This is a genomic window from Mycobacterium parmense (assembly GCF_010730575.1).
In the GTDB taxonomy this organism is placed as follows: Bacteria; Actinomycetota; Actinomycetes; order Mycobacteriales; family Mycobacteriaceae; genus Mycobacterium; species Mycobacterium parmense.
Map to the genome: position 1 here is coordinate 552128 of NZ_AP022614.1, position 19052 is coordinate 571179.

Sequence of the window (19052 nt, forward strand, 5' to 3'; positions counted from 1 at the left end):
GCGAGCCGGGCATCCCATGGCTCGTCGCGCCGGTGACCCCGCGTGCAGCGGGACCCGCTAAGCGTCCAAGCGGGTGAACTGGTCCCGGCGGTACTGCTCGGCGCAGGCGGCGCGGCGGATCTTGCCGCTCGTCGTGGTGGGAATCGTGCCGGGGGACACGAAGACGAGGTCGCCGACGTTGAGGCCGTGGGCGTTGGAGATCGCGGAGGTCACGTCGCTCTTCACCGAGGTCAGCCAGTGGCGGGCCTCCTCGTCGGAGTCGCCACGCTTCTTCAGCTCGATCACGGTGACCAGCTTCTCGGTGCTGTTCACCGGAACCGATATCGCCGCGACCCGACCGCGCGTGATCTCCTGCACGGTGGCCTCGATGTCCTCGGGATAGTGGTTGCTTCCGCGGATGATCAGCATGTCCTTCATGCGGCCGACGATGAACAGCTCACCGGAGGAGATGAAACCCAGGTCGCCGGTCCGCAGCCAGGGACCGGCGGGCGTGCCGGGCGAGGGGTCGACGAGCGTCGCCCCGAAGCAGCGCTGCTCTGCCGGGGGTTTCTGCCAATAGCCCTCCGCGACGTTGTCGCCGTGCACCCAGATCTCGCCGACCACGTCCTGCGGGCACTCGCGATTCGTCTCACCGTCGACGATCCGCAGCGCGGGTGATTGCGGCACTCTGTATCTGACCAGCGCCGCACCGGCACCGGCCGCGCACCGCGCAACCCGGCCCGCGCCCAGCTCCCCGACGTCGAAGTGAACCGCCGGCGACGACTCACTCCACGTGCCGGTCGCCACGAACACCGTCGCCTCCGCCAATCCGTACGACGGACGCATCATGTGGTCTTGAAAATTGAAGTGGGCGAAGCGATCGACGAAGCGCTGCAAGGTGGCCGGCTCGACGCGCTCGGCGCCGCTGATGATGCCCAGCACGCCGCCGAGGTCGAGCCCGGCCAGGTCGCTGTCGCTGGTCTTGCGGGCGGCCAGGTCGAAGGCGAAGTTGGGTGCCGACGAGAAGGCATTCGGATTCTCGGCCAGGGAGCGCACCCACCGGGCCGGTGACTCCAAGAACGACACCGGGCTCGTCAACTCCGCCCGGTAGCCGCCGAGGATCGGCGCGCAGACGCCCAGCACCAGACCCATGTCGTGGTAGAAGGGCAACCACGACACCAGCGTGGTATTCGGCGGCGCCTTGGAGTCGGCGAACAGGCTGCGCATCAGCTGCTCGAAATTCGCCGTGACGTTGCGGTGCGACATCATCACGCCGGTCGGCACCCGGGTCGAACCCGAGCTGTACTGCAGATACGCGACGCTGGGCAATCCGGTTGTCGGAAGGCTCGTTCCGCTGCCCGCGTCGGTGTCCAGCGCGTCGATCGCGACGATCTTCGGGGCGGTGTCCAAGCGGGACTGGTCGATGTAGTCGCCGATGTCTTCGGCGGCCGCGGACGTGGTGAGCACGACGGCGGGCGATGTGTCGGCGAAGACGCCACCCACCCGCTCGAAGCTCGCGCCGCGGTGCGGCATCGGCAGCGGGACCGCGATGAGCCCGGCCTGCATCGCACCCAGGAACGCCAGGATGTAGTCGAGTCCCTGCGGGGCCAGGATCACCGCCCTGTCGCCGACGGACCCGTGCAGGAGGATCTCGCGCGCAACAACCATCGTCCGCCGGGACACCTGCGACCACGTGAGGCTTTCCCGGACACCCGCCCAGTCCTTCTCGTAGTCGGTGAAGGTGAACGCTATGTCGTTGGGCCGCAGGCTGGCTCGTCCATGCAGCAGCGAGAGGATGGATGACTGGGACATGGGCGGGCCCTCAGTCTTTGCCGAAGTGGGACAGCACGGACGTGGCGCCGCTGAGGATCTGCGAGAGCGGGTCGGCGCCGCCGCCGAATGTCGCCTGGTTGGCCGGGGCGGTGACCTCCGCGGGGTCGAAGCCGTGCACGGGGTCGACCTGGACCGGCGCGGTCGCCGGGTCGTCGTTTCGTGCGTAGCCCGCGTTCACCCGCGGGATCAGGATCGCGTCGAGCTTGTCGAGCGTGTCCTCGGGAATCCCGATGTACTTCAGCGGCATGACCAGCGGAAGGTGCTTCTCCGGAACCATGATCGTCGTGTCCCTGGCGCCGCGGGAGTTGATCGTGGTCCTGATGTTCTGCGGCGGCACCATGCTGGGGTTGGTGAAGGCCACCGCGGTGTGGCCCGTGGCGAGGCCCAGGAGGGTGTTGGCCAACGCGAACATGTTGTCCGGCCGGTCGGGGAAGTCCGCGATCGAGTCGTAGGCGGCCACGAATCGGTCGGTGTCGTACTGGCTTTCGGACGGGGCCGGCATCCGGTAGTCGAGGGCGGGCACGACGCTGCCGGGCGGGAACATGGCGGTCAGGAAGCTCTGACCGAACGCATGATGCCCGATGGGGTCGCCGAACGTGGCGAAGTTCAGTGTGCCCGGCGGGGGAGCGGCCGGGTCATTCGCCAGCCGGGCCTGCTCGCCGTCGACCACGAATCCGCCCTCGGACAGGCCGATCGCCGTGCCCGGCCGACCGGTCTTGATCGCCGCGTCGAGGTTGTCCACTCCGACGTCGACCGACTCGCCGACGCTTGGCCCGTCCAGCCCCAGGCCGGGAAAGTTCTCGTCGAACTTGCCGATGCCCGGGAACAGCCGCTCCAGCACATGCCCCTGCACCTGGCCGGCCGGGTAGCGGACGATTTCGCGCTTCTGGCCGGGGAACCATTGGGCCCCCTCCTCGCGAATGTATTCGTCGTAGGGGATGCCGAGAACGTGAGCGCCTCCGAGGGCGAACGCGGTCTGGTCGCCCGGAGCCCCGGGAGTCGGCGGGCCGCCGATGGGCGTGTCGTCGGCCGACGTGGTTCCGGTGCCCAAACACCCTGCGGCACCGACACTTAGCAGCGCAGCAACTCGTGCGAGTAGTTTCTGCATCCCTACCCCTGACCCCTCGGCTTCTCTAGTTTCACATACATATCGGACGTGCGCTAAATATCTCGAGGTTCGGCGCGCCCGATCGGGGACCGCCGTACGCCCGCTCCCGACGGCCACCAGTTCGCGCCCCCGACCAGGGCCGCGATGGCGGGAACGGTGATGGTGCGCACCAGAAAGGTATCCAGCAGAATGCCCACCCCGATCACGAAGCCGCCCTGCACCACGGTGCCGATGCTGGAGAACAACAGCCCGCACATCGAGGCCGCGAAGATCAGGCCCGCCGCGGTGATCACGCCGCCGGTCGAACTCAGCGTGCGCACGATGCCGTAACGCATGCTGTGAGGGGACTCGTCACGCATCCGCGAGACCAGCAGCATGTTGTAGTCGGCCCCCACGGCGACCAGGACCACGAACGCCAGCGGGGGCACGCTCCAATGCAGTTGCTGTCCGAGAATGAACTGAAACACCAGGACGCCGATGCCCACTGCCGACAGGTACGAAACGACCACGGAGGCAACGAGATAAAGCGGCGCGACGATCGCACGCAGCAGCGCGATCAGCGTCAGCAGCACGACGCACAGGGTTACCGCGATGATGAAGCGGATGTCGTGTTCGTAGTAGTCGCGCGTGTCCTTGAGTCCGACCGTGTAGCCCGCCATCGATACCGTGGCGTCGGCCAGGCTGGTGTTGGGCTGGGCCCCGCGGGCGGTCGCGCTGATCACGTTGACCTGATCCATGGCTTCGGTGCTGAACGGGTTGAGTTTGGTCTGTACCAGGTACCGCACCGAGTGACCGTCCGGCGAGATGAAGACCTTGGCGGCCTTCTGGAACTCCTCGAGGTGCAGCAGCTGGGGCGGGATGTTGAAACCGGCCATCGCCGGTTGCGCGGCGTCACGCTTCAGCGACAGCAGGAAGGCCGCTGATTCGCTGAGCCCGGAGCCCAGCTGCTTGACCTGGTCGACGAGTTTGGCCACCGCCTCGGCCACCTGCCGGCTCCCGCCGGCGAATCGGTCCGCGCCGTTCTGCAGGCTGTTCAGGTTCGCCTGCAGGCCACCGGGCTGGTCGATCCCCATGGCGCGCAGCACGGTGGTCAGCTTCGTGACCGCGTTGCGCAGGCGGTCCGTCGAGGCCTTCAGTGCCCGTTTGTCGGGATAGGCCTGCAGCTGATGGGCCAGGTCGTTGATCGCGTCGAGGTCCGTTTGGTCACGGGCGCCGGCCAGCTGCTCGAACGTCCCGCGGGTGGCGCTGCACGACGCGTCGGCGTCGCAGACCGGGTTGCCCTGCAGCGCCGCCAGCACCGGGCCTATCCAGGCGAAAAGGTTCTTGCCGGCGGAGAAGTTCCAGCCCATCGCGTTGCTGAGGGAGTTGACGTGGTCGACGAGCTGGGCCGCGAGGTCGACCTCCCTGACCAGCGTGTCGCCGCTGTACTGGTTTTTCGCCGACGAGAACGCGTTGTCCAGGTCCTGCACACCGGCGGCGAGCTGGTTGACCTGTCCGCGGACCTCTCCGAGGTTGTTCGCCAGCGCTCCGGCCCCGTCGGCCAGGCGGTTGAGGTCGCCCGTGTGGTCGTTGATCAGGTTGGAGCCACTGGCCAGCAGGGTGCCGATGGCGCCCGCCTGATAGGTGGCTCTGAACTGTTCGGGCACGGTGCCGGTGGGACGGGTGATGCCACTGATCGCCGCGATGTTGGGCAGTTGGCTGACCCGGTCCGCCATCTGCTCGAGGTCGGCGAGGGCCCGCGGGGTGCGCAGGTCACGTGGTGACTGGACAAGGATGTATTCCGGAATCGACTGGTTCACCGGGAAATGGTGGTCCAGGGCGGCGTACCCGACGGAGCTCGGCGCGGACGAGGCCAGGGCCTTGCGGTCGTCGTAGTTGTAGCGAACAAGGCCCGCGCAGCTGGCCAGGACGATCAGCACAAGCACACTGGCAACCAGATGGATCTTCGGCCTGCGTACGATTCGGATGCCGGAACGCCGCCAGAACCGCGAGGTCAGCTCCCGCCGCGGCGCCACCCAGCCGCGCGGGCCGGCCAGCACGATAATGGCCGGCAGCAAAGTCAGTGCGGCAAGGAATGCCACGCCGATCCCGATGGCCGACGACACTCCGACCGTTTTGAAGATTCCCATTCGTGCGAAGCCGATGAGAAGGAACGTGATGCCCACGGTGGACGCGGACGCGGCGATCACCTTTCCGATCGAGAGCATCGCCTTCATGATGGCTTCGTCGCAAGCTGCACCGGATCGCAGATAGTCGTGGTAGCGGCTGATGAGAAAGACCGCGTAATCCGTTCCGGCCCCGGCCATGATGGCACTGAGGAAGACGATGGACTGGTTCGAGACGCCCGAGCCGGTCAGCGCGGAGTAGCCGGCCACCATCGCCTGGGCGATCACCAGGGACAACCCGATCGTGACCAGCGGCAGCAGCATGGTGATCGCGCTGCGGTAGACGAGCAGCAGCACGATGAGCACCAGGACGGCGATCGCCAGCTCGATCGGAAGCCGGTCCTGATCGCCCGCGACGGTGAGGTCGGCGACCGTCGCCGCCGGCCCGGTGAGATTCGCCGTCAGCGGGGTTCCCGCGACCTCGCGCTTGACGATTTCGCTGATGCGGTTGAAAGCGGCATAGGCGCGCGGAGTGCCGATTTCGCCCGCCACGCCGACCGGCAGCACCCAAGCCTTACGGTCCTTGCTGGTCAGGATCGATCGAAGGGGCGGCGTGCTGACGAAATCCTGCAACATCACGACGTCTTGCCTGTCCGCGCGCAGGGCGTCCACCAGTTTGCGGTAGGCGTCCTCGTCCGCGGGGCCCAGGCCTTTGTCGTCCGTCAGGACCACCAACAAGAGGTCTTGTGAACCCGACTCGTGGAACGCCTCGGTCATCTTCCGGGCCGCGACGCTCGAGGGTGCGTCGCTGGGCAGGATGGCCAGGGGATGCTTCTGGGCCATCTCGCTCAGGGACGGAAATGTCAGCGGCAGGGCGACCGCGATCGCCAGCCAGAGCCCTATGACGACCCAGGGTCGCCGCACCACGAAACCGGCTACCCGTCGCATCTGGCCCTCACTCCCGGTCGGCGCGGCAGCGAGCGCTGGCCGGCGACACCGGCCGACGCATCATGCGAATTACGCGGTTTCATCTGAGCCATCGAATGAGCCATCGAACTGATTTCACGCTACGCGACGCGTCCCCAATGCCCGCTGCCGGCGACGCGCGAGCACACGGACTTCATCGCCTCCATGTAGCGAATTACCGACTTCTGGGCGACCGGATTGTCGGGATACATGATCGCCATTACCGTTCCCTCCCCGTACCGAAAGACATAGATGGTCAGTTGATAGGAAAAGCGGCCGTCGGAGTGGATGCCGATATTGTTCGCATAACCGAGGTCGGCGGCCGCAAGAACGGCGTTGAGTGGGGCGGCGCCCCCGTGGAGGAAGTTCGACACCGGGAAGTTCGGCTGCGGCCAATTCAGCCACGGCGCCAATTCCAGCACCCGGTAATAAGGCACCCTGGCCAGGTGCAGGCCGGAGTCGAAAGAGGTCTGCGCGGCCCATGCGGCGTCGCTGAAAGAGGCCGCGGCTATTGGCACGGTGATCGGCACCAGGCCGGTGAACCAACCCTGCGTCATGAAGTTGTCCGACGTCCGGCGCGTGTCCCTCGGAGTCAGGCCGTAATAGGTGAGAGCCCCCGTGAACTCGTGTTCCACCAGGGCGATGCAGGCGAACAGGCCGCCGATGAAGCGGGCGCCCACGCCGGTGCAGGCCGACTCGAACCGCTCAGTCTGTTCTCTGCCCATCAGCAGTTCGGAGACCATGGCACTGTTGCTCGGCTCCAGCGGATTACCCAGCGGCAGCGGGAACTCCGGAAAGCCGCCATTGTTGTTCTCGGCGAACTCAATCCATTCGCGCACCTCGGGTGAATCGACGGTCAGCGTCGAGGTGTATTGGCGCTCGCGGGCGCAGAACTCGTCGAAGCTGCCGGCATCGGGAAGCACAAGCGGTTCACCGCCCCCGCTCATTGACGCGTACATTCCGTTGGCTTCCAGCATCGTCGTCCCGATCAATGTGGCGTCTCCGTGCACATGATCGATAGCGGCAAAGAAAGTGAAGTGACTCTCGCTCTGCGAAATCCCGAAGGTGAAGCAACCCCATTCCAGCGGGTTCGGAACGGCCACGACGTGGGCGCGCAGTTGGTCGACCGTCATCCGCCCGTGGTCGACCGGGGCGAACTCCATGTCCGCGGGATCGCTGATCGTATGCCGCACGAACTCTCCGTCGGCGGTGTGGTCGAACCAGCTGCGGAACGTGTCGTGCCGGCGCAGATAGGTGTTGACGGCGTGATTCATGGCGGCGATGTCGCACTGGCCCGGGACTTCGCAGGTCGCGATGATCTGCCTGGAAAAGTCCAGACCCGCGGCGGCCCGTTCGCGGTAGTTGCGAAGGTGTTGGCCCTGCATGTAGCTGACCGGCACCGAACTCACCGGCGCCTGCCGGGCCTTCTCGGCCGAAGCGGTCGTCGGGTGCCAGGAGATGACCACGCCCGGGCTCGGCGTCCAATCATCGAGTGAACCGATCGTAATCTTGCCGATTTGCAATATCTTCTCCCGGTTTTGCATCGATTGCCCACGTCGTCTCGGGCTGCGCACTCCGGTCCGCTCCGCCGGCGCGACCGTGGCGAGAACAAGATAACCCGTGCGGCGTGTGACGTCGGGGATATGGGCGGATGCGCCCGACGTGGCCGGCGATCGCCGGGCGCGGCGCGCCGAAGGTAGCGTGGTTGTAAATCTAGCTGCCCGTTGACGATTATGCTGCGCAAGAGCGCTGGCATGTGTACATTTCCCACGTCGGTTGCTGGACGGCAGTACAACAGGGGGTTCCACACCAGGCGCCGTCCGTGGTGTGTGATGGAGCGGCGCTTGGCGTGTTCGGAGTCGCGATGGCCCCGGAGCCGGGGGCGGCCCGAGGGCATCGGATTGCACCGGCCGAGGCGAGGAGGACATTGGCATGGCATCCGTCGAAAATTTGATGGAGCCGGCATCGGGGTTTGCGATCGTGGGTTACGCGGCGCGCTTTCCGGGTGCCGCCGACGCGGACGAATTCTGGGAGGTGCTGCGCGAAGGCCGGGACGCGGTGTCGGAGGTGCCCCAGGACCGTTGGGACGCCGACGAATTCTTCGACCCGGATCCCGAGGCTCCCGGGAAGGTTGTGACCCGCCGGGCGGGATTCGTCGACGACGTCACGGGGTTCGATGCGCCCTTCTTCGGCATGTCGGCGCGTGAGGTGAATTCGCTTGACCCACAGCACCGGTTGTTGCTGGAGACGGCGTGGCGGGCGGTCGAGCACTCCGGTACCGCGCCAACGGCTTTGGCCGACACCAACACGGGTGTCTTCGTCGGTTTGGCCACCCACGACTTCCTGGGAATGGCATCCGATGAGCTGACGTATGCCGAGATCGAGCCATACATGGCGATCGGGACGTCGTCCGCCGCGGCGGCGGGCCGGATCAGCCACCGGTTGGGACTGCAGGGCCCCGCCGTCGCCGTCGACACCGCGTGCAGCTCGTCGCTGGTGGCGATCCATCAGGCGTGCCAAGCACTTCGCTTGGGCGAGTGCGATCTCGCGCTGGCCGGCGGCGCGAACGTGTTGCTCACGCCCGCAACCATGATCACGTTCTCCCACGCGCACATGCTTGCGCCCGACGGCCGGTGCAAGACGTTCGACGCGGCCGCGGACGGTTACGTGCGCGGCGAGGGTTGCGGCGTCATCGTGATCAAGCGCCTCGAGGACGCGATCCGCGACGGCGACCGGATCCGGGCCGTGATCCGGGGCAGTGCGGTCAACCAGGACGGCGCATCGGGCGGCCTGACGGTGCCGAACGGCGTTGCACAGCAACGGGTTATCGCAGCGGCGCTGAAGCGCGCCGGGGTCGAGCCCAGCGACGTCGGCTACCTCGAGGCACATGGGACGGGGACGTCGCTGGGCGATCCGATCGAGGCTCAGGCCGCGGGCGCGGTGCTGGGCGTCGGGCGCGAGGCGGACCGGCCGCTGCTCATCGGGTCGGTGAAGACGAACATCGGGCACCTGGAAGCGGCCGCGGGGATCGCTGGTGTCATCAAGGTCATCCTGTCGCTCGAGCACGAGTTGTTGCCGCAGCATTTGCACTTTCGCGAGCCGTCGCCCCACATTCCGTGGGACCGCCTTGCGGTGCAGGTGGTGCAGGAGCCCACCAGTTGGGAACGCAACGGTCGGCGACGCATCGCGGGAGTCAGCTCGTTCGGGTTCGCCGGAACCAACGCTCACGTCGTTCTCGAGGAAGCGCCGGACGAGGGCGTGGTCGCCGTCGCGCCGGGTCCGGACGCTACGCCCGGCGACCCGCGGTTGCGCGTGCTGCCGCTCTCGGCGCGCACCCCCGAGGCGCTGATGCAGGTCGCCGACCAGTACCGCACCTGGTTGCGCGCGCACCCGGAGGCGTCCCTGGCGGACGTGTGCGCCACCGCCGGCGTGGCCCGCGCCCACTTCGAGCACCGGGCCGCGCTGGTCGTCAACTCCCGGGAGTCGGCCAGTGAGCTGCTCGGCGCGCTCGCAGACGACCGCCCGGCCCCCGGGCTGGTGCGCGGCGTGTCCGACAGAACGCCGAAGACGGCGTGGCTGTTCACCGGCCAGGGCAGCCAGTACGCGGGCATGGCGCGGGAGCTGTTCGAGACCGAGCCGGTGTTCGCCGAGACCATGAGCCGGTGCGCGGCGGCGGTCGCCGAGGTGCTGGAAAAGCCGCTGCTGGATGTCATTTTCGATCCCGACGGTGACGACACGCTGCGGCAGACCGCCTACGCCCAGCCCGCCCTGTTCGCCGTCGAGATGGGCTTGGCCCGGCTCTGGCAATCGTGGGGTTTCGAGCCCGACGTGGTGATCGGCCACAGCGTGGGCCAGTACACGGCGGCCTGCGTCGCCGGTGTGTTCGGCCTCGAGGACGGGGCCTTGTTGCTCGCCGAGCGTGGCCGGCTGTTCGGCAGCCTGCCCGCCGGCGGGCGGATGGTCGCGGTGTTCGCCGCCGCCGAGCGGGTGGAGAGCCTGACCGACGAATTCCCGAACCTGTCGGTGGCCGCCTACAACGGCGCCAACACCGTGCTGTCGGGGCCCGCGGACGACCTCGAGCGCGCGGTGGCCCTGCTGGAGGGCGACGGCGTGCGCTGCGACTGGCTGGAAACCAGCCACGCGTTCCACTCGGCGCTGCTGGACCCGATTCTCGACGAGTTCGAGTCGTATGCGAACCGGTTCGAATTCAGCCTGCCGCAACGGATTTTGGTCTGCAACCGCACCGGCGCGGCCCTCGGCAGGAGCGTGAAAATCGACGGCGCCTACTGGCGCCGCCACGCGCGCCAGCCCGTCGAGTTCGCCAAGAGCGTGCGCACGCTGGCCGACCTGAGTTGCAAGGTGCTGCTCGAGGTCGGCCCGCAGCCGGTGCTCACCGCCGCCGCCATGCGGGCGTGGCCGGATCCGGCGACGGCGCCGCGGGCGATCGCGTCGCTGCGCCGCAACATCGCCGACCACCGCCAGATCATCGAGGCCGTCGCCGACGCGTACGTGCTGGGCCACCTGCCCGACTTCGGCGCCATCACCGGGCCGGCGCGCAAGCTCGACCTGCCGACCTATCCGTTCCAGCATCGCCAGTACTGGTACACCGAGAAGCGGGTCCCGCCGACCAATTCCGTGCGGACCGAAGCCGCCCGGCTTCTCGAGGACGGCCGGATAGACGACCTCGCCGCGCTGCTCGACGGCGAGAGCGGCAATCGACAGACCGTTGATGTGCTGACAAAGCTTGCCGCCCAATTCAATTCCAAACACAACACCAGGTCGACCGCGGACGTCCGCTACGAGATCAGCTGGAAGCGATCCCGTGCCGGGGAGTCGGGCGCCGAGGCCTCCGACGGTGAGTCCGCGTGGCTCATCGTCGGCGACGACGCTGAGGCGATTCGGCCCTTGACCGACGCGCTGGCCGCGCGCGGGCACCGGCACAGTGTGCTCGGGTTGCCGACATCCGACGAGGACGAGCAACGGCTCGAGGCGGCGTTGCGCGCCGCCGCCGACGACGACCCGGCGCTGCGCATCCTGCACGTCGCGGCGCTGGACTGCGGGACCGCACCCTCGGCCGACTCGCTTGCGCGGATGCAAAAGCACGTCCTGGGTGGAACGCGGCGGCTCTTTTGCGCCGCGGCCGCCGCCGGGTCGCGCGCACCCATCTGGCTGGTGACCCGCGGAGCCCAACGCGTCACCGACGCGGACGACGTGTCGGCGGTGCAGTCGTGCCTGTGGGGCTTCGGCCGGGCCGCCTCGCTGGAGCATCCACAGGTCTGGGGCGGCCTGGCGGACCTGGACGAAGGCGCCGCCGCCGAATGGTCGGCCTTGATCGACCACGTGATGTCCGCGTCGCGCGACCACGCCCCCAGAGAAGACCAGGTTGCGCTGCGTGATCAGGCGGTCCACGTGCCCCGGCTGGTTCGCCGCCCCCGGCTGCCGGCGGCTGCGACGCCGGCATTGCGCAGCGACGCAACGTATCTGGTGACCGGTGGGCTCGGCGGGGTCGGCCTGGAGATCGCCGGATACCTGGCCGCGCACGGCGCGCGCCATCTGGTGCTGACCAGCCGGCGCTCGCCCGGCGAGGCCGCGCAACGGCGCATCGACGCGTTGCGTGAAAAGCACGGCTGCGAGGTCCGGGTGGTGACGGCCGACGTCGCCGACGCGCTCGAGGTCGCCCGCCTGCTGGACACCGTGCGGACCGACATGCCGGCGCTGGCCGGTGTCGTGCACGCCGCGGGCGAGATCGGCACCACACCGCTGCGCAACCTCGACGACGCCGAAGTAGATCGGGTGTTCGCCGGAAAGGTCTGGGGCGCCTGGAATCTGAGCGAAGCAGTCGCGGACACGCAGCTGGACTTCTTCCTCAGCACCTCCTCGATCGCCTCGGTTTGGGGCGGATTCGGTCAGACCGCCTACGGTGCGGCCAACGCCTTCCTCGACGGGCTGGCGTGGCGCCGGCGCAAGCGCGGTGCCGCCGGCTCGAGCGTCAATTTCGGGCCCTGGTCGGCGGGCATGGCCGACGAGGACGCCCGCGCGCGCCTGGCCGCGCGCGGAGTCCGGACGTTGTCGCCCGCCGACGCCCTGGCGGGAATGGCCGATCTGCTGTCGCCGGGGCCCGATCCGGGTCCGGCACACGGCGTCGTGGCCCGAATCGACTGGGCCCGCTTCCTGCCGCTCTACCAGCAAGCGGGCAAGCGGGCGTTCCTGGCGGAGATGCAGCACGAGGTGCCCGATTTCGCGCCGGCGCCGGCGCCGGCCGGCAAGACTCAACTGGTTGAGCAGCTCACCCTTGCTCCCGTGCAGCGACGCAGGAAGCTGGTGGTCGACTACCTGCGCGAGGCGGTGGCGGAGGTGACGCGGGTCGACGCAGGGGAAATCCGCGAGGACGCCGGCTTCTTCGATCTCGGTATGGATTCACTCATGGCCATCGAACTGCGGCAACGCATCGAGCGGGGCGTGGGCAAGGAAATTCCCGCGACCCTGGCGATGGACTATCCGCGCCTGTCCGATGTCGCCGACTACCTGCTGGGCGATGTGCTCGGCCTCAACGAGCAGGCGTCCGCCGACTCGGGACGCCGTCAGGCGGCGGCGACGACTCGCACGGACGAGCCCATCGCGATCGTCGCGGTCTCGTGCCGCTTCCCCGGTGCGCCCGACCCGGAAGCCTTCTGGGAGGTGCTGTCCGGCGGTGTCGACGCGATCCGGGAGGTCCCCGAGGACCGATTCGACATCGACGAGTTCTACGACCCCGACCCGGAGGCCCCGGGCAAGATCTACAGCCGTTTCGGTGGATTCCTCGACGGCATCGACGGATTCGATCCGGAGTTCTTCGGCATCTCCCCACGCGAGGCGGTGTGGATCGAACCGCAGCAACGGCTGATGCTCGAAACCGCCTGGGAGGGGCTGGAACGCGCCGGCTACTCCCCGGCCGGGCTGCGGGGCAGCCGGACCGGCATCTTCGTCGGGGTCGGCGCCAACGAGTACTCCCATCTGCTGTCATCCGAGTCGGTCGACAAGATCGAGCCGCACTTCATCACCGGCAATGCCCTCAACGCCATCTCGGGCCGGGTCGCGTTCGCGCTCGGCCTCGAAGGCCCCGCGGTGGCCGTCGACACCGCGTGCAGCTCGTCGCTGGTGGCCGTCCACCAGGCCTGCCAGGCCTTGCATTCCGGGGATTGCGACATGGCGCTGGCCGGCGGGGTGAACGTGTTGCTGAGCCCGGTGACCATCATCGCCGCGTCGCGGGCCAGGATGCTGTCGCCCGTCGGGCGATGCAAGACGTTCGATGCTTCCGCCGACGGCTACGTGCGCAGTGAGGGCTGCGGGATCCTGGTGCTCAAGAGGCTCAGCGACGCGGAGCGTGACGGCGACCGGGTGTGCGCGGTGATCCCGGCCAGCGCGGTCAACCAGGACGGCGCGTCCAGTGGTCTGACGGTGCCCAACGGCGGTGCGCAGCAACGGCTTATCGCCACGGCGCTGGCCCGCGCCGGCCTGGCCGGCCCCGACGTCGACTACCTGGAGGCCCATGGCACCGGCACCCCGCTGGGTGACCCGATCGAGGTGCAGGCGGCCGGGGCCGTCTACGGTGCCGACCGTGACGCGGGCCGCCCATTGCTGATGGGATCGGTGAAGACCAACATCGGCCACCTTGAGGCCGCATCGGGGGTGGCCGGCCTGATCAAGGTCGTGTTGTCCTTGCAGCACGAAATGCTGCCTCAGAGCTTGCATTTCGAGAAGCCATCACCGCACATTCCGTGGGACGCGCTGCCGGTGCGGGTCGTGGACAAGGCGACCCCCTGGCAGGCCAACGGGAAACCGCGACGCGCCGGCATCAGTTCCTTCGGATTCACCGGCACCAACGCCCACGTGCTGATCGAGGAGGCGCCCGCGCCGTCGCCGAACCCGGATGAGTACTCGACGGGTGACATCCTCGACGACGTCACCGTGGCCACGGAGTCGGACTCCCGGGACGAGGCGGTCGGTGTGCTGGCGCTGTCCGCCCGGTCACCCGAGGCGCTGATGGCATTGGCGCGGCGGTACGAGGAGTGGTTGAACACCCACCCGAAGGTCGACGTCGCCGACGTGTGCTTCACGGCCGGGACGGGACGTTCGCATTTCGAGCACCGGGCCGCGCTGGTCGTGGATTCGGTTCAGAGCGCACGCGAGCTGCTGGCGGAGCTGGCCGAGAACCGTACGCGGCCGGGGGTGACGCGCGGTGAGTGCGCGGATCCGCCGACGACGGCGTGGTTGTTCACCGGGCAGGGCAGCCAGTACCCGGGGATGGCGCGCGAATTGTTCGACGCCGAGCCGATTTTCGCGGACACAGTGACACGCTGCGCGGAGGCGGTCAGCGAGATGCTGTCACGCCCGCTGCTGGACGTGCTGTTCGCAACGGACCGCGACACCGGCGGCGAGGCCGGAGAGAGGTTGCGGCACACTTCGTTCGCGCAACCCGCGCTGTTCGCCGTCGAGATGGGCCTGGCCCGCCTGTGGCAGTCCCGGGGCGTCGAGCCCGACGTAGTGCTGGGCCACAGCGTCGGCCAGTACGCGGCGGCGTGCGTGGCCGGGGTGTTCAGCCTCGAGGATGGAGCCCGGCTCATGGCCGAGCGCGGCCGGCTGTTCGGCAGCCTGCCCGCGGGCGGGCGGATGGTGGCGGTGTTCGCCGACGCCAAATACGTCGAGGAGATCGCCAACGAGTTCGCCCTGGTCTCGGTCGCCGCCTACAACGGTCCCAACACGGTGCTGTCGGGTCCCGGCCCGGACCTGGAACAGATCGTCGCGCGGTGCGGCGGCGACGGGATCCGGTGCAGCTGGCTGGAAACCAGCCACGCCTTCCACTCGGAACTGCTGGAGCCGGTGCTCGGTGAATTCGAGTCGTACGCGGCACGGATGCGGTTCGCCGTGCCGACGCTGCCGCTGGTCTGCAACCGCACCGGGGCGGTGCTCACCGCGGAAACCTCGCTGGACGCCCAATATTGGCGCCGGCATTCCCGCCAGCCGGTGCAGTTCGCCGAGAGCGTGCGCACCGTGGCGCAACTCGGATGCTCGGTGTTGATGGAGATCGGCCCCCAACCGGTCTTGACCGGTGCCGCGGTGCAGGTCTGGCCGGAACACCTGGCCGCCCCGCGCGCTATCGTCTCCCTGCGCAAGGGCGTCGGTGACCGCCGCCAGATCGCCGAGGCGATCGCCGGGGCCTACGTCAGCGGCCATCGTGTGAGGTTCGCCGCGCTGCATCGCGAGCCGCACCGCAGGCTGGAACTGCCCACGTACCCGTTCGAGCGGCGCCGGTTCTGGCCAAAGTCTTCGGGGATCGCCGTGGACGGCCCATCAGTGTCCGGGATCCTGGGCAGTGCAAAAGATCTCGCGTCCGGCGACTCCGTCTACACCAGTCGGCTGTCGGTCAAATCGCAGCCGTGGCTGTCCGATCACGTGATCTATGGCACCGTCGTGGTTCCCGGGGCGACCTATGCGGCAATGGCCCTGGCCGCCGTCGGCTCGCCGGCGCGGGTCAAGGACGTCTTCTTCTACGAGCCGATCATCCTGCCCGAGAGAAGCTCTCGCGAGGTGCAGCTGACGTTGCATCCACTCGAGGACAACTCCGACGGCCAAAGCGCGAAGTTCCAGGTGCACAGCCGCCCGTACGGCGTGCGTGACGCCGAATGGTCGCTCAACGCCGACGGCACGCTGATTGCCGGTGCCGCCGGGCTCGCCGGTGCCGAGGCCCGTCCGGACGGCCAGGAGGCCGAACCTATCGAGGCGGCGATCGAGCGGATGGAGCGGATGCGTCCCCAGGAGCTTTTTGAGACCTTCGCCGACATGGAGCTGGCGTGGGGCCCCAACTGGTCCGGCTCGCTGAAGTCGCTGTGGCTCGGTGAGGGGGAGGCGATCGGCGACATCACCGTCGGCGAGGAACTCGCCGAACATCTCGGCACCGAACCGATGCATCCGGTGCTGATGGACCTGTGCACCGGGGTTGCCTTCCCGGCGTTCCCGGCGCTTCGCGCGGCCGAACAGGGTGTCAACGACCTGTTCCTGCCGTTGCGCTACGGGCAGGTGATGCTGCGCGAGAAGATGCCTCGCCGGTTCTACTGCCGCGCAACGTGGCACACCAGCGGTCTCGACAGCGAAACCCAGGTCTTCGACCTCGATTTCGTCGGGCGCGACGGCCACCACCTCGGCGGGATTCGTGAGTTCACGGTCAAACGCGCGCCCCGCGAGGCGTTGCTGCGCGGGCTCGGCGGCGACGCCACCCGGTTGATGTACACCCTGGGGTGGCACGAGGTGCCGCTGCCGCCACGTGGCGACACCGAGGACGCCGGACACGCGCCCGGCACCTGGCTGATCGCCGGGTTCGACGAACTGGCGGCCGAGATGCCGGGCTGCGTCCCGTTCGACCGGACCGCAGATTCCGGGCTCCTGGGTCAGGTGCTGACGCAGGCCGACGAGCGCGGCATGCCGTTCTCCGGCATCGTCTGGCGCAGCGCCGGCCCGCGCGGAGAGGAATCGAGCACCGAATCGGTCGCTCGGCTGGAGACCGAGATCGCCAACCTGCTCAGCGCCGTGCACACGCTGCAGGCCGACGGGGGAGCCCGGCTTCCCAACGGACTGTGGATCGTCACGCAGCGGGCTGTGGTAACGGAATCCGGCGAACCGGTCGACCCGGTGCAGTCCGCGCTCTGGGGGCTCGGGCGCACCATCGTCAACGAGGAGCCGGCGCTGCGCGCCAGGCTGGTCGACTACGACGGCTCGGCGGGTGCGGCGCACGCACTGGCCGGTCTTCTCGGCCTCCCGGCCCCTGCCCTCGACGAACCCGAACTCGCTCTGCGGCAAGGGAAGTTCCTGGCGTCGCGGCTGCTGCCGTGGGCGCGCAGCGGTCATCTGACGGTGCCGCGGGCAACCGACTATGTGCTGGCGCCCACCGAGCGCGGCGCCATCGACAACCTGCGCTTGACCGACACCCAAGTGCTCCCACCGGACGACGGCTACGTGCAGGTCCGGGTCGAGGCCGCGGGACTGAACTTCCGGGACGTGCTCAACGTGCTGGGGCTCTACCCGGGCGATCCCGGTCCGATCGGCGGTGACTTCGCCGGGGTCGTCACCGAATTGGGCGGCGGCGTTACCGGCCTCGAGGTCGGTCAACGCGTCTACGGCTTCATGCAGGGCGCGTTCTCCAGCCGGTTCAACGTCCCGGTGCAGCTGCTGGCGCCGCTGCCCGACTGGCTGGACTCGGTGGCCGCGGCCACCATTCCCGCTGCGGCACTGACGGTTCGGCTCGCGTTCGACTGGGCCCAACTCAAGCCCGGGGACCGCGTGCTCGTGCACGCCGCCAGCGGTGGCGTCGGGTTGGCCGCGATCCAGATGGCGCAGCAGCACGGCGCGACCGTCTTCGCCACGGCCAGCGTCTACAAGCGCGATGCGCTGCGGAAGCTGGGTGTGAAATACGTCTACGATTCGCGGACAACGGATTTCGCCGACCAGATCCTGGCCGACACCGAGGGTGCCGGCGTCGACGTGGTGCTCAACAGCCTGACCAACGAGGGCTTCGTGGAAGCCACCGTGCGCGCCACCGCCCGCAACGGCCGGTTCGCCGAGATCGCAAAGCGCGACATCTGGACGCACGAGCAGATGGCCGCCGTGCGTCCCGATATCGCCTACGAGATCGTCGCGCTCGACGTCACCACCCTGCAGGATCCCCAGCGCATCAAACGGTTGCTCACCGAGGTGTCCGCCGGGCTGGCCAGCGGGGAATGGACGGCGCTGCCCGCCGAGATCTACCCGCTGACCGAGGCGAAGACGGCGTTCCGGCGGATGCAGCAGGCGAGGCATATCGGCAAGATCGTGCTGCAGATGCCGAACCGGCTACAGCCGCGGGGCGATCGCAGCTACCTGATCACCGGTGGGCTCGGCGCAATCGGCCTGCATACGGCGGCCTACCTGGCCCAGCTGGGTGCCGGTGACATCGTGTTGACCAGCCGGCGCGCGCCCGACGGCCACGCGCAACAAGCGATCGACGACATCGTCGAGCGCTACCACTGCCGCATCCACACGTTCGCCGCCGACGTCGGTGACGAGTCCGAGGTGGCGAAGCTGCTCGAGCGGATCCGCGCCGAGCTGCCGCCGCTGGCAGGGGTGGCGCACCTGGCGGGCGTGCTCGACGACGCGCTGCTGGCCCAGCAGAATCCCGAGCGATTCCGAACCACGCTGGCGCCCAAGGCTTTCGGCGCCGGCCACCTGGACCGGTTGACCAACGGCGACGAGCTCGACTTCTTCATCGTGTCTTCGTCGGTGTCCAGCTTGCTCGGTTCCCCCGGCCAGGCCAACTACTCCACCGCCAATGCGTTGCTCGACGGGCTGGTCGCGCAGCGCAAGGCGCGGGGCTTGCCGGCGACGGGCGTCAACTTCGGCCCCTGGGCGCAGGGGGGCATGGCCTCTTCGGAGGCCGCGCGCGCCAACATCGGCGCGCTGGGGCTGGTTCCACTGGAACCCTCCGCCGCGCTCAGCGCGCTCGCCGAGGTCGTCGCGAACGGAACCGGGCAGGCGACCGTCATCAAGGCGAATTGGGCGCGAGCCGCGAAGATGCTGGGCAATTCGCGTCCGCCGATCCTCGACCTGGTGCTGCCGAGTGCCGCCACGGAGGCGGCCGGGGACAGCGAGTTGCTCCGGCAACTGCAGGAGATTCCGGTGGCGCAGCGCGCCACGTTCGTCACCGAGTTCCTGCAGCGCGAAGTGCAGGGCTTCCTGCGGCTCGCGCAGCCGCCCGCGGCGACCAGCAGGTTCTTGGACCTGGGCACGGATTCACTGATGGCGGTCGAGCTTCGCAACCGGTTGCACAGCCAGTTCGGTGGCGCGTTCACGATCAACGCGACCGCGGTCTTCGACTACCCGACGATCGGCGGGCTGGCCGAGTACCTGGCGGCCCAGCTGCCCGACGCCGGCTCACCGCCGGGCGGCGCGGAGCCGGCCGCCCCGCCGGAGCTCGCCCCGCCGCCGGCGCTCGCCCCGGCGCCGGCCGAGGGGTTCGGCTCGGGCGTCGTACAAGAGTGACGCCGGTCGCCGAG

General features: G+C 68.7%; 5 protein-coding genes. 1 reads left to right on the top strand and 4 read right to left on the bottom strand.

Translation table 11 applies throughout. From position 1 onward, the window contains the following. Positions 1-57: 57 nt before the first annotated feature. The 4 genes from G6N48_RS02500 to G6N48_RS02515 all read right to left on the bottom strand — a co-directional run bounded on the left by G6N48_RS02500 (position 58) and on the right by G6N48_RS02515 (position 7514). Complete coding sequence (locus tag G6N48_RS02500) at positions 58-1791, bottom strand: AMP-binding protein (RefSeq protein ID WP_085267332.1); 1734 nt, start codon at positions 1789-1791, stop codon at positions 58-60. A 10-nt stretch (positions 1792-1801) separates the two neighbouring features. Next, positions 1802-2920 carry an acyltransferase PE gene (gene pe / locus G6N48_RS02505; protein WP_085267333.1) on the bottom strand — a complete coding sequence of 373 codons (1119 nt, stop codon included), beginning with the start codon at positions 2918-2920 and terminating at the stop codon, positions 1802-1804. A 53-nt stretch (positions 2921-2973) separates the two neighbouring features. Beyond that, a complete protein-coding gene (locus G6N48_RS02510) occupies positions 2974-5973 on the bottom strand; it encodes an MMPL/RND family transporter (RefSeq protein WP_085267334.1) in 3000 nt (999 codons plus the stop codon). 119 nt (positions 5974-6092) lie between these two features. After that, positions 6093-7514, bottom strand: coding sequence for a condensation domain-containing protein (locus G6N48_RS02515; protein ID WP_085267335.1), 1422 nt, complete (start codon positions 7512-7514; stop codon positions 6093-6095). A gap of 409 nt (positions 7515-7923) precedes the next feature. Between G6N48_RS02515 and G6N48_RS02520 the strand changes: the two genes are divergently transcribed. Further along, on the top strand, positions 7924-19038 hold the full coding sequence (locus tag G6N48_RS02520; RefSeq protein WP_163670771.1) for a type I polyketide synthase: 11115 nt from the start codon (positions 7924-7926) through the stop codon (positions 19036-19038). Positions 19039-19052: the final 14 nt, after the last annotated feature.

Excerpts from the sequence above, each read along its gene's own strand:
- G6N48_RS02500 (WP_085267332.1), bottom strand. The coding sequence starts at position 1,791 with ATGTCCCAGTCATCCATCCTCTCGCTGCTGCATGGACGAGCCAGCCTG.
- pe (WP_085267333.1), bottom strand. The coding sequence starts at position 2,920 with ATGCAGAAACTACTCGCACGAGTTGCTGCGCTGCTAAGTGTCGGTGCC.
- G6N48_RS02510 (WP_085267334.1), bottom strand. The coding sequence starts at position 5,973 with ATGCGACGGGTAGCCGGTTTCGTGGTGCGGCGACCCTGGGTCGTCATA.
- G6N48_RS02520 (WP_163670771.1), top strand. The coding sequence starts at position 7,924 with ATGGCATCCGTCGAAAATTTGATGGAGCCGGCATCGGGGTTTGCGATC.